Genomic DNA, 13,179 nt, shown 5'->3' on the forward strand with positions numbered 1-13,179 from the left:
GGTTGTAATGACACATGAGGCAAAGACAATACTTGATAACATTAGGGCATCAAAATATGCAAAGGCAGCGTAATTGAAGATGATGAAAACCGTTGAGAATAAACCCTATAGAGAAATTTGCAGAAAAGAGTTGACAGTATCATATAAAGGAGGTAACAAACATGTGGCAATTGAGAAATGATGAAAATTCAAGAGTAGAAGCTGCCGTAAAACAAGTTTTGCCTCCCTGCCAGGTTAAGTGCCCTATTAAAGAATCTATCCAGCGTACAAATGTGATGATTTCTCTTTTACCTGATGATCCTGAAAAGGCTCGCGAGGGTGTAATACAGATTGGAGATTACCTGTATGAAAGAAACCCGTTCTTTACCATTTGTGGTTACATCTGCGGCATCTGCGAACGGGAATGTAATTACAAGACCAAGGGTGGTTCAATCAAAAGGAGGCTTTTAAAAAGATTTTTATCTGATTATTATACGCCCTATCTCCCGAGCAAACCTCCCCTTGATGTAAAAAAAGATAAAAATAAAGTGGCAATTATCGGTGGCGGGCCAAGTGGGCTACTGTGCGCATGGGAATTAAGCAAAAAGGGCTACAGAGTAACAATCTTTGATAATAATCCCAAACTGGGCGGTGCGGTGCGATATATTCCAAAATACCGCCTGCCCGAAAACGTGCTCGATGCTGCCGTTGATAACCTCGTAAGGATCGGTGGCATCAATATTGAGAAGATTAAAATAAATGGTGGAGACCCTATTACCCGATTAAAGAAAAAGGGGTTCAAGGCATTCTTTATTGCAACCGGTACCCCTTACCCTCGTCCATTAACATTAGGGCTAAAACCTGTTGACTGGCAGGGGCTGGAAAATGTTACATACGGCCTGACATTCCTGGACCAGGCTGGCAAAGGAGAGCTTTCCCCTGATTATTTTAAAAATATGAGGGTAATCGTTATAGGTGGAGGCAATGTGGCATTCGACGCTGCCAGGACTGCATACAGATTAGGCGGGAAGGTAACAGTGGTGTGTCTCGAGACATGGGACAAAAGCTCAAAAGATGGAATCCCTGCTGATATTGAGGAGGTCGTAGGTGCCAATCAGGAGGGGATACAGATAGTATATTCAAGGGGTGTAAGAAAGATAATAGGAAAAAACGGGAAGTTTACAAAGATTGATTGCCCAAAATGTACTGGTGTCTTTGATGAAAAGGGTTTTAACCCGAAGTTTGATACCTCAGACTGTATAGAAATTGAAGGAGATGTACTTTTAATCACAATAGGACAGATGATAGATAGAACACTTTTACAAAACTCGGCGCTTTTTGATGAAAATGGCAGGCTTGCTGTCGACCCCCTTACACACCAGAGCTTGATAAAAGAAGAGGTATTCCTGGGTGGTGATGTGAGAAGGATAGGTTTTATGGTTGATGCAATGACTGAAGGCAGACAGGCTGCAGATTCTATTGATAAATATTTTAGGGGTGTGGGTCTGCAACGGTGGTTATTACGGTATGAAGGCAGTGAGGCCCCCTTTAGAGAAATCTATAAACCAGAACCTGATATCAAATGGACATCTCCGGACAAGAGAATGAATTTCGATATGTATGAAATAGGTTTTACAATTGAAGAAGCAATCAAAGAAGCGAGAAGGTGCCTTGAATGCGGACCATGTATTTCCTGTAAGGCATGCGTAGCAACAGGTATCCAGCCTGAATTACCTGCAGTAAAGGTAGATGAGCATCTCTGCAGCGGTTGTGGAATATGTGTGGCAGCCTGTAATTACCATACAGCCCATTTAGTAGAGACAGAAGAATTTTTTGAGGGTAGAGCCGTGGGCACAAAACGTGTATCATATACGGATCCTGTTTTATGTAAGGCCTGTGGCATGTGTGTATCTGCCTGCCCATCAGGCGCAAGACATCTTGTACCTGATCCTTCTTCTATAGCAAAACAAAAAATTGATTACCAGCCAGGGATTGTCTGTTTCGCCTGCAAATTCGGGTGGGGATACACATCAGATAACGGGTTATCCGCAAATGTAAAAACAATGGTTCCCGTTATCTGTATAGGAAAAGTAGATGCGATAGACATATTAAATGCCTTTAACAAGGGTGCTGACGGTGTTCTTCTGCTTGGATGCGCTGATGGAGATTGCCATTTTCAGGATGGTAATCAGGAAGCAAAGAAGAGAATCTATCTTTTGCATTGTATCCTGGAATCCTTTGGAATTGAGAGAGAAAGGCTGGAGGTAGTAACTTCAATCGATCCACAGGGAGAGAAGGTTTCTGAAATTATTAATAGCCTCAGGGATAGACTGAAAATTCTTGGACCGATAAAAAGTTAGGGGAAAAAATGGCTGAAAAACCCAAGATAGCAATATGCTGGTTTGGCGGTTGTGGGGGATGCGATGAGGCCATAGTCGATCTCAATGAGGATATTTTAAAAGTAACAAATGCCTTTGAGATAGTCCTCTGGCCTATAGCATTTGATTTTAAATATCACCACATTGAAGCGATGGCGGATAAAACAATTACACTAAGCATAATCAATGGTTCAGTGAGAAACTCTGAGCATGAAGAGCTTGCCCATCTCTTCAGAGAAAAATCACAACTCGTCCTTGCCTTTGGTGCATGTGCATGTTTTGGTGGAACACCGGGGATGGCCAATTTAAGAAGCAAAGAAGACATTTTTCAGTGGGTTTATGAAGATGCCCCAACTGTTGTAAATCCAAGACATAATGTTCCGCAAACGGTCACAAAAGTGGGTGATAACGAACTGACCCTCCCGGAATTTTATAATCAGGTATATCCCCTGGGTCAGGTAATAGATGTTGATTATTACCTGCCTGGTTGTCCTCCACCCCCAAACTTAATCTACAATGCAATCAGCGCTACTTTAAGTGGAGACCTGCCGCCCAAGGGTTCTACATTGGCGCCTCAAAGGGCACTCTGTGATGTTTGCGTAAGAAATAAAACAAAACCAGAGAGACTGGCAATTTCTGAAATTAAGAGAATACATGAGTTGGAAGCTGATCCCGATAAGTGTTTTCTTGCCCAGGGTATTGTCTGTACCGGACCTGCGACGAGAGCAGGTTGTGGTGAGGTTTGTATAAATATAAATATGCCTTGCAGAGGCTGTTTTGGACCTGTGGAGGGTGTTACTGATATGGGCGCTAAATACCTCTCTGCCTTCGCTTCATTGATAGAAGCAAAAACAGAAGAAGAAAGGAAGGAAATCATAGATCGGCTGAAGGATCCTGCTGGATACTTTTATCGTTTTACAACCGCATCTTCAATTTTGAAGAAAAGAAGAGGGGCTTTAAAAAAGGCATGAGGTGCAAATATGGGCAATAAAATAACTGTTAATCCGATTACAAGATTGGAAGGCCATGGGAAGATAGACATTTTTCTCAACGAAAACGGGGATGTTGAAGATGCATATTTGCAGGTAACAGAATTGAGGGGATTTGAAAGGTTTTGCATAGGTAGACCAGCAGAAGAAATGCCGAGAATAGTACCAAACATATGCGGTGTCTGCCCTACCCCCCATAACATGGCCTCTACGAAAGCGCTCGATTCCATATACGGCGTTACTCCAACCCCTGCGGCAAAACTGGTAAGAACACTCCAGTACAATGCAAATTTCATTGAAGACCACTATATCCATTTTTTCTTCCTCGCTGCCCCTGATTTCGTAGTTGGACCCGAGGCTAATCCAGTAGAAAGGAACATCCTGGGGGTAATCAATAAGGTTGGCCTCGACATCGGTAAAAGGGTCATCGACATAAGAAGAAGAACGAGGGACATAATAAAGCTAATTGCCAGTAAGCCATCGCATCCAGAAGGAGGGCTACCGGGCGGCGTACCAAGGGGGATAAAACAGGAGGAGCGAAAAACAATAATCGAGACAGCAGATTTATGTGTTGAATTCGCTCAATTTGCATTACAACTTTTTAAAGATGTTGTCCTGAAAAATAAGGACTACCTCGATTTAATTTTAAGCGATGTCTATAACCTGAAAACTTACTATATGGCACTGGTGGATGAAAATAAAAAGGTCAATTTTTACGAAGGCAAGTTAAGGGTGATTGACCCTAATGGTAAGGAGGTCTCATTTTTCCACCCGAATGACTACACTGAATATATTGGAGAGTGGGTAGAGCCATGGACATATGTTAGATTAACATATTTAAGGAAGATTGGATGGAAAGGATTGATTGAAGGCGACGATACGTCACTCTACCGTGTAGGCCCGCTTGCAAGATTCAATGTTTCTGAAGGTATGGCAACACCACTTGCCCAAAAAGAATACGAACAAATGGTAAGTACCCTCGGAAAACCAGCTCATCACACACTCGCCTACCACTGGGCACGGTTAATCGAGGCACTGCAGGCTGCCGAGGACCTTCAAAGGATATCCATCGATCCATTGCTTACCAGTACGGATATCAGAAACATGAACTTTCAATTTACCGGAAAAGGTATTGGCTGTGTTGAGGCGTGCCGCGGGACACTGATCCATCATTATGAAACTGATAATGAGGGACTGATTACAAAGGTAAATATGATTGTAGCAACACAGCAAAATGCTGCCCCCATAGGGTTATCTGTAAAAAAGGCAGCACAGAGATTCATCAAGGGAGGAGAGGTAAGGGAAGGTTTGCTGAATATGGCTGAGATGGCATTTCGTGCATACGACCCGTGTCTCGGATGTGCCACACATACGATACATGGGAAGATGCCATTGGTTATTGATGTCCACGATCACACGGGGAACGTGATTAAGACCGTAAGCAGAGGAGCGTAACTTTATGTAAAGTAAAGGGTTCTAGGGGTCTAGGGGTCAAGTGTTTCTTTTTTTATAAAGCTTTTCACTCGAATCCTTGAACCCTTGAATCCTATAAACTTTCAGACAAAATGCAAACTAACATAATGGATAATCGGACACTCATAATTGGTCTTGGTAACACCATCTTAAGCGATGATGGTGCAGGAATATTGGTTGCGAGAGAGATTAAAAAAAGGCGTAACGGGCTCAAATCTATAGATATAGTAGAAGCAAGCTTAGGGGGTATAGGATTAATCGACCTTATGGCAGATTACAACACGGTGATAATAGTTGACTCCATAAAAACAGAAAACGGGAACCCCGGGACATTTTACAAGTTAAACATCAATGACCTCGGTGATACAGCATATCCATGCAGCTCCCATTTGCTCGATCTCAGAACAACAATCGAATTGGGTAAGAAAATGGGGTACAACATGCCGGAATCTATTGATATATATGCGATAGAAATTAGAGAAAACACAACATTCAGCGAGAGCTTAAGCCCGGAGGTTGAAAAAGCCATCCCGGAACTTGCTAAAAAAATAGTTGAAGAACTGATTCTCATTTAAGCTACTATGCATACAAGATAACAAAAGACAATGAAACGATACAAAATTATCATCAAAGGCACTGTTCAGGGTGTAGGTTTCCGCCCTTTTGTTTACCAGCTCGCCAAGGCTTATCAGATCAAAGGTACTGTCCACAATTCAAGTCAGGGGGTAATTATTGAAGCGGAAGGAAAAGGGAATAGCATTCAACGTTTTTTAAATGAACTAAAAAAACATCCTCCTGTACTATCCAGGATTAAAAATTATCAACAAATTGAGTTGCAACCTATTGGCTATACATCTTTTCAAATATCAGATACTCATGGTGATGAAGAAAAAGAAGCGCTTGTTCCCCCTGATATTGCCACCTGTAAAGCGTGTAAACACGACATCTTTAACCCCCAGGATAATCACTACCAATACCCCTTTACCAATTGCACCAATTGTGGCCCTCGCTTTACAATAATCAGAGAGGTTCCCTATGACCGGCAAAAGACCTCCATGGCCTCATTTGAGATGTGTAACAGATGCAATAAAGAATATTACAATCCTTCAGACAGGAGGTTTCACGCACAGCCTGTGGCCTGTCTGGCATGTGGACCCCATGTATGGATAACGGATAGTACAGGTAATAAAATTGCAGAAAACGAGAACTGGCTTAAGGTTGTGTGGAGAATACTGCAGGATGGTAAAATTCTTGCGCTGAAGGGTATCGGCGGTTTCCACTTCGTGTGCGATGCAAAACAATCTGAAACCTTAAAAATCTTGCGATATCGCAAGGGAAGAGAAGCAAAACCTTTTGCTGTAATGTGCAGGGATTTAAAAACCATTCGAAAATACTGTTTTGTGAATAAAGAAGAAGGGAGAATATTAACATCCTCTGAGGCCCCCATTGTGATATTAAGGAAAAAACCTGTATGTGATTTGCCTGAAGAGATTGCCCCTAAATTAAGAACATTAGGAGTTATGCTACCCTATAGTCCCTTGCACCTTCTTCTATTCAGAGGACCCTTTGATATTCTGATCATGACAAGCGGCAACTATAGTGAACTCCCTCTCGTTAAAGATAATAGCAACGCCCTTACAGAACTTGGTGCAATTGCGGATTACTTTCTCTTCCACAACAGGGAGATTGTGAATCGTTGTGATGATTCCATCGTTCAGGTTATTGATGGAAAGACCCAGCTTTTCCGCAGGTCCCGGGGCTATGTCCCTCATCCTGTTCACGTTCTCCGGGCAGATGCATCACCAATTATCCTCGGCGTTGGTGGGGAAATGAAAAATAGCTTCTGCCTTTTAAAGAAAGATGATGCCTTCTTAAGCCATTATATTGGGGAGATAGACAGCCTCGAAGGGGAGGAAAACCTTTCTGCAAGTCTTATACGTTTTCAGAAGTTAATTGGCGTGACACCTGAAATTGTTGCATATGATACCCATCCTGAATATGCTTCCTCTGAGATAGCGCTTCAAATCAATGCAAAAACGTACATTAAGGTCCAGCATCACCATGCTCATATGGCCAGTTGTATGGCAGAGAACGGGCTTGAGAATGAAGAAACTATAGGTATTATCCTCGATGGAACAGGTTACGGTACTGATGGTTGCCTCTGGGGTTTTGAAATTTTGACAGGGAATTATGTTGATTTTAAACGGAGAATTCACCTTGCCTACGTTCCCCTCCCCGGTGGAGAAATCGCCATACGTCAGCCCTGGCGAACCGCTGCGGCATATCTCATAACCTTTTCAGGGAATGAGGGCAAAAGGTATGCAAGAAGATTTTTAAAAAACAAAAACATGGAGATTGTAGAACAATTAATAGCGAATAGATTTAATACCCCCCTGGCCTCTGGCTGCGGTAGGCTTTTTGATGCAATATCCGCCCTTATGGGTATTTGTCTTGAAAATACCTACGAAGGACAGGCTGCCATTGAACTTGGAGAAATTGTAATGGAGTCGCTTGAAGACCGTTTCCTTAAGCCTTATCCGTACGAAATCGAGAAGGATATAATTTTACCTAAAAAGATTTTAGAAGGAGTAATATATGACAGATTGAAAGGGATATCTGTGGAAACAATTTCCACAAAGTTTCACCTCACACTGGTTAATATTATCTGTAATGCGGTGGAAAGGGTATCCGCAGATACCGGTTTAAAAAGGGTAGTATTAAGTGGTGGGACATGGCAAAACCCTTATCTTTTCAAAAAGACAAAGCAAACATTAAGCGATAAGGGGTATGATGTCCTTTATCATCAGATGGTCCCTGCCAATGATGGAGGGATCGCCCTCGGTCAGGCAATGGTAGCACACTGGAGATGGCTGAAAGGCAGTGTTGAGTGATGGGTGATTGGTGATGAGTGAAATAAACAAAATTTTTTGGAGGCAGTAATTAAATGTGCCTGGGTGTGCCTGGAAAAGTAGTAGAAATTAATGAGCAAGAAAAATGGGCAATAATTGAATGTTTTGGTATTCAAAACAAGGTATATACCCCCTTAATTGAAGAGGATATTGTATTGGGAGATTATCTGATGGTACATGCGGGTTATGCAATTGGGAAAATTGATATAGAGGAAGCCCACAATTTGAGCTTGCTCAAAAAACATCCGAAAAACTTGGAAAATCCATTACACTCATGGAGGTATGCGGGACACATACCACAGTAATTGCAAAAAGTGGTATAAAAAATCTCCTAACTAACTATCTGGAGCTAAGAAGCGGTCCCGGCTGCCCTGTTTGTGTTACAGACCAAAGTGACATTGACAGGATCATAGAGCTTGCCCGTATGCCCAATACTATTATTGCGAGCTTTGGCGATATGGTGAGGGTACCAGGGACTTATTCATCTCTGGAACTGGAACGTGCGAGAGGCGCCCATGTAAAGATCTTCTATTCACCTCATGAGGCAGTTACCTTTGCCGGAAAATATTCTGATATGAAAATAATCTTCTTAGGTGTTGGTTTTGAGACAACCGCTCCTGCGATTGCCCTTAGTATCGCTGAGGCTGAACAACAAAGGATCAAAAATTATTCTGTCCTGTCAGTCCACAAACTTGTTCCACCGGTTATGAAAGCACTTCTGAACGATCCAGAACTGCACATTGACGGTTTTATTTTACCAGGCCATGTATGCACGATAACAGGGAGGAAGGCCTTTGACTTTATCGCCTCAAAATATAACATACCTGCGGTAATTGCCGGTTTTGAACCTGCTGATATCTTACAGGCAATATACCTCCTTCTCCAGCAAATGGTAGACGAGAAAGCTGAAACAATAAACGGCTATACACGCCTTGTGCACGAAGATGGCAATATAAAGGCAAAAGAGATTATAGGTAAATATTTTGAACCAATAGATGCTTACTGGCGAGGGTTCGGGCTTATTCCAGAAAGTGGCCTCAAGCTTAAGACAGTTTACTCTGACTATGATGCTGACGAAAGGTTCCCCGTGAAGGTTCCTGAATCTCTGCCACCAGAAGGCTGCTCATGCGGAGAGGTGTTAAGGGGCAAACTTACACCCGGTGAATGCCCTTTGTTTGCCTCAATATGCACCCCTTCCGAGCCTGTAGGCCCGTGCATGGTTTCAACTGAGGGCGCATGTGCTGCATACTACAACTACAGTGATTAGCAATTGGTGAATGGTGAATAGTTAAATAATGAGGTCAAAAGATGGATTTTAAAAAAACCAAAGATGTGATACTTCTTGCCCATGGTGATGGTGGATTGCTTACCCACCAACTCCTGAAAAAATATTTTTTACCCCATTTCAATAACAAGTTGCTTGAACCCTTAACCGATGCGGCTTTCTTTCCAGTCAAACCGGGGCAAATAGCAATAACCACTGATTCTTTTGTTGTTGACCCAATATTCTTTCCCGGGGGGGATATTGGCAGGCTGTCTGTCTGTGGTACGATCAATGATTTAGCGGTGAGCGGGGCTAAACCTCTTTATCTCACAGCTTCTTTCATCATTGAAGAGGGGTTGCAGGTTGCTGTTTTAGAACAGATCATTGTTTCTATGGCAGAAACCTGCCGTGAGGCTGGTGTGGCAATCATCGCAGGAGATACCAAGGTGGTTGGACGGGGACAGGCAGATAAAATTTATATTACCACTACAGGTGTAGGCTACGTGCTCCCTGAAGCAAATCTGGGATACAACCGTATCGAACCTGGCGACTTCATTATTGTGAACGGTCCTGTTGGTAACCATGGTCTTTCAATACTTCTTGAAAGAGAATCCTTTAATTTTGACACTAAGGTGTTGAGCGATTGTGCTCCCCTCCACACTATCACAGAAAAGCTCTTAAGGCAATTTAAGGGCATTAAGTTTATGCGTGATCTGACAAGAGGTGGCCTTGCAACAAATGCAAAGGAGATTGCCTTAGCTTCAGGTAAAGACATCTGGCTCAACGAAGCTTGCATCCCTGTAGAGGAAAATGTGAAGGGGGTTACCGAGATACTTGGTCTTGACCCTCTATATCTTGCAAATGAAGGTAAATTTCTTGCTATCGTTTCAGAAAAAGAAGCAGATGATATGTTGATATACTTAAAAAAAGGGTTATTTCTCCATGAATCTTGTATAATTGGTAATATTAAGGACGGGAAAGGGAATGTCTACTTAAAGACAGGGTTAGGGGGGACAAGAAGGTTGAATATGCTCACCGGTACTCCATTACCAAGGATCTGCTAAGGGAGGTTGTCAAAGTGTCGCAAGAATTAATAATCCTTACAGTTACTGCCGCTTCTATAGGTTTTTTTCACACCTTATTTGGACCTGACCACTATCTACCATTTATTGTAATCGCCAAGGCAAGGAAATGGTCATTGATTAAAACAACCTTTATAACTACTCTCTGCGGTATTGGTCATATAGGGAGTTCTGTTTTATTAGGTATCGTGGGCATTGCCCTGGGTATCGCTGTCACAAAATTAGAGGCCTTAGAATCATTTCGGGGTAACCTTGCAGCATGGGGTCTCATTGCCTTTGGGCTGATGTATTTCGTCTGGGGATTGCGGAGGGCCTTAAGGAATCGACCGCACAAACATCCACATTTCCATCAAGATGGAGATAATCACGTTCATGAACACATACATACCGAGGAACACGTTCATGTTCATAGCAGTGAAGGTGCTATAAATATTACACCCTGGATTCTCTTTACAATTTTTGTTTTCGGTCCCTGCGAGCCATTAATCCCCATATTGATGTATCCAGCGGCAAAAAGTAGCCTCTTAGGCCTTATACTTGTAACCAGCGTATTCGGGGGAGTAACAATCATGACCATGCTCGGTATTGTCTTGATTTCAAGTCTTGGTATAAATATTCTTCCCATGGAACGATTGGAACGATACAACCATGCCCTTGCTGGTGCAACAATATTTCTTTGCGGGATAGCGATCCAATTTCTTGGATTGTGAAATTTCCCTAACCTTCACTCTGGCTTTATGCCTTTTCCATATAGTATCGCTATGGAATTAACCCTTTCATAAAACATTTGAAGGTTTTTCAATCCTGTGTTATTCTGCAAAAGCAGGCTTTATTTTATTCCCTAATATAAAATAGGAGGTACTTATGTCAACTATATACGATGTCTTTGCAAGAGAAGTGCTCGATAGCAGGGGAAATCCAACGGTTGAGGTTGACGTTGCGCTGGAGAGCGGGTATATGGGACGGGCAATTGTTCCCTCTGGTGCATCTACTGGAGAAAGAGAAGCCCTTGAACTAAGAGATGGTGATAAAAAAAGGTATAAAGGCAAGGGCGTGCTCAAAGCAGTTGATAATGTGAATAACATTATAGCCCCTAAAATTGAAGGTCTCGATGCAATAGACCAGGCATACATTGATAACCTCCTGATAGAAATTGACGGAACAGAAAATAAGAGCAATCTCGGTGCAAATGCGCTCCTCGGTGTTTCAATGGCAGTTGCAAGGGCAGCATCAGAGTATGTAGCCCTGCCACTATATCAGTATATAGGTGGTATAAGGGCAAGGGAGCTGCCGGTTCCCATGATGAATGTGATAAACGGCGGTGCCCATGCCCAAAACACCCTCGATGTCCAGGAATTTATGATAGTGCCTGCTGGAGCAGACTGCTTTAAAGAAGCGATAAGAATGGGGGTAGAAGTATTCCATACATTGAAGGGGGTCTTGAAAGACAAGGGTCACACAACAGGCGTGGGCGATGAAGGTGGTTTTGCCCCCCAGATAGCTACAACAAAGGAAGTCCTTGATACCTTAATGACAGCCATAGAAAAGGCAGGATATAAGCCCGGAAAGGATATTTTCTTAGCCTTAGATGTTGCTGCAAGTGAACTTTATAAAAAAGGTAAATATCATATTGATAAAAATACGTGGGATAGTGACAAGCTTATCGGTTTCTACGAATCACTCATGAGTAAATATCCTATTGTCTCTATAGAGGACGGGCTTGCCCAGAACGACTGGAAGGGCTGGAAAAAATTCACCGACCGGTGCGCTTCAAAGATCCAGATCGTCGGCGATGACATTTTTGTTACTAACCCGAAAATCTTTATGGAAGGGATCAAAAAGGGCATAGCAAACAGCATACTCATAAAGCTCAATCAGATAGGCACACTTACTGAAACACTGACCACAATAGAAATTGCTAAAAGGGCCGGGTATACATGCGTGATTTCACACCGCTCTGGCGAGACAGAGGACACATTCATTGCAGACCTGGCGGTTGCAACAAATGTAGGACAAATAAAAACCGGCTCTGCTTCGAGAAGTGAAAGAATCGCAAAATATAACCAGCTGATGAGAATAGAAGAAGAATTAGGGGATCTGGCAATATTCGGTGGAAGGGATGTATTTTATAGCATTCGGTAAAATAGCTAAATAGCTCATGGCTCATATAATTTAAAAGACTTTGCTATGAACTATGACCTATGAGCAATGAGCTAAAATGAAATACAGCCTTAAATATGGGAAAGATATAATTTCTTTTGAGTTGCCCGGGAACTGGCATACAACAGTATTAAAACATAAAGAATTAGGGCCCCTTCCTATGGAGGAGGCCCTTTTAAATGCCCTTGAACACCCTATTAATGAAAAACCCTTTGCTGACTGGCTTAGCAAATTTAAAAACATACTTTTAGTCGTCCCTGACATAACAAGATACGCAGGTACAGAACGTATACTACCCATTCTCTACGAAAAATTCTTCAAAAACATTGACGTAAAATGCATATTTGCCCTCGGAAACCATAGAAGGCACACCGAAGATGAACAAAAAGGTATTGTTTCTGAACTCATATATAAAAATATCCCCTGTTTTGACCATGACTGCTTTAACAAGAATAACCTGATATCTGTTGGACAAACATCTTCAGGGCTTGAGGTGCTTTTAAACTCATCACTCATTCAAGCCGAGGCTGCCATCGTCATGGGTTCCATAAATTTTCATTACCTTGCCGGCTTCGGGGGAGGGAGAAAGACAATATTTCCCGGCATCTCAGGTTATGAAACAATCCTCGGCATTCACAGTAAGGTCTTCAATAGAGATAAACCTGGCAAACACGCCCTGGCAAAATCAGGTATCCTTGAAGGGAACCCCATGCATGAGGAGATAATGGAAGGTATTTCCCTGATCAGAACACCCATTTTTCTCATCAATACAGTGCTTGATGATAAGGGTAACCTGCTCAATATATTCACAGGCAATATAAATGAAGCCCATGTGGCCGGCTGTAAATGGTTTATGGAGAACTTCGGATGTCGTATAAAAAAAAGGGGCGATATAGCAATCGTAAGTGCGGGAGGTTTTCCAAAGGATATAAACTTTATTCAGGC

At 42.4% G+C, this 13,179-nt stretch carries 11 protein-coding genes; all 11 read left to right on the forward strand.

All coding sequences use genetic code 11. The features are described from left to right. Positions 1 to 161: 161 nt before the first annotated feature. Positions 162 to 2,339, forward strand: coding sequence for an FAD-dependent oxidoreductase (locus NTU69_05780; GenBank protein MCX5803030.1), 2,178 nt, complete (start codon positions 162 to 164; stop codon positions 2,337 to 2,339). Positions 2,340 to 2,347: 8 nt separating this feature from the next. Next, a complete protein-coding gene (locus NTU69_05785) occupies positions 2,348 to 3,328 on the forward strand; it encodes an oxidoreductase (GenBank protein ID MCX5803031.1) in 981 nt (326 codons plus the stop codon). 9 nt (positions 3,329 to 3,337) lie between these two features. Further along, on the forward strand, positions 3,338 to 4,801 hold the full coding sequence (locus NTU69_05790) for a Ni/Fe hydrogenase subunit alpha (GenBank protein ID MCX5803032.1): 1,464 nt from the start codon (positions 3,338 to 3,340) through the stop codon (positions 4,799 to 4,801). Between the two features lie 110 nt (positions 4,802 to 4,911). Then, positions 4,912 to 5,394, forward strand: a complete 483-nt coding sequence (locus NTU69_05795; GenBank protein MCX5803033.1) for a hydrogenase maturation protease — start codon at positions 4,912 to 4,914, stop codon at positions 5,392 to 5,394. Positions 5,395 to 5,424: 30 nt separating this feature from the next. Next, positions 5,425 to 7,710, forward strand: coding sequence for a carbamoyltransferase HypF (gene hypF, locus NTU69_05800; protein ID MCX5803034.1), 2,286 nt, complete (start codon positions 5,425 to 5,427; stop codon positions 7,708 to 7,710). A gap of 65 nt (positions 7,711 to 7,775) precedes the next feature. Next, positions 7,776 to 8,033, forward strand: coding sequence for a HypC/HybG/HupF family hydrogenase formation chaperone (locus NTU69_05805; protein ID MCX5803035.1), 258 nt, complete (start codon positions 7,776 to 7,778; stop codon positions 8,031 to 8,033). Next, positions 8,003 to 8,995, forward strand: coding sequence for a hydrogenase formation protein HypD (hypD, locus tag NTU69_05810; GenBank protein ID MCX5803036.1), 993 nt, complete (start codon positions 8,003 to 8,005; stop codon positions 8,993 to 8,995). The genes NTU69_05805 and hypD overlap by 31 nt, the downstream gene beginning before the upstream one ends. A 41-nt stretch (positions 8,996 to 9,036) precedes the next feature. After that, positions 9,037 to 10,056 (forward strand): hydrogenase expression/formation protein HypE, encoded by a 1,020-nt coding sequence (gene hypE / locus NTU69_05815; protein MCX5803037.1) that lies wholly within the window; start codon positions 9,037 to 9,039, stop codon positions 10,054 to 10,056. Positions 10,057 to 10,070: 14 nt separating this feature from the next. Further along, positions 10,071 to 10,784 (forward strand): sulfite exporter TauE/SafE family protein, encoded by a 714-nt coding sequence (locus tag NTU69_05820; GenBank protein ID MCX5803038.1) that lies wholly within the window; start codon positions 10,071 to 10,073, stop codon positions 10,782 to 10,784. 154 nt (positions 10,785 to 10,938) lie between these two features. Next, positions 10,939 to 12,216: a phosphopyruvate hydratase gene (eno, locus tag NTU69_05825; protein ID MCX5803039.1), complete on the forward strand. Its 1,278-nt coding sequence runs from the start codon at positions 10,939 to 10,941 to the stop codon at positions 12,214 to 12,216. Positions 12,217 to 12,292: 76 nt separating this feature from the next. Continuing rightward, positions 12,293 to 13,179 (forward strand): nickel-dependent lactate racemase (gene larA, locus NTU69_05830; GenBank protein MCX5803040.1); only part of this gene is annotated, 887 nt, incomplete at its 3' end.

The sequence above is a fragment of the Pseudomonadota bacterium genome (assembly GCA_026388215.1).
GTDB lineage: Bacteria > Desulfobacterota > Syntrophorhabdia > Syntrophorhabdales > Syntrophorhabdaceae > JAPLKF01.

Coding starts and splice junctions, on each gene's coding strand:
- NTU69_05780 (MCX5803030.1), top strand. CDS start 162: ATGTGGCAATTGAGAAATGATGAAAATTCAAGAGTAGAAGCTGCCGTA.
- NTU69_05785 (MCX5803031.1), top strand. CDS start 2,348: ATGGCTGAAAAACCCAAGATAGCAATATGCTGGTTTGGCGGTTGTGGG.
- NTU69_05790 (MCX5803032.1), top strand. CDS start 3,338: ATGGGCAATAAAATAACTGTTAATCCGATTACAAGATTGGAAGGCCAT.
- NTU69_05795 (MCX5803033.1), top strand. CDS start 4,912: ATGCAAACTAACATAATGGATAATCGGACACTCATAATTGGTCTTGGT.
- hypF (MCX5803034.1), top strand. CDS start 5,425: ATGAAACGATACAAAATTATCATCAAAGGCACTGTTCAGGGTGTAGGT.
- hypD (MCX5803036.1), top strand. CDS start 8,003: ATGGAGGTATGCGGGACACATACCACAGTAATTGCAAAAAGTGGTATA.
- hypE (MCX5803037.1), top strand. CDS start 9,037: ATGGATTTTAAAAAAACCAAAGATGTGATACTTCTTGCCCATGGTGAT.
- eno (MCX5803039.1), top strand. CDS start 10,939: ATGTCAACTATATACGATGTCTTTGCAAGAGAAGTGCTCGATAGCAGG.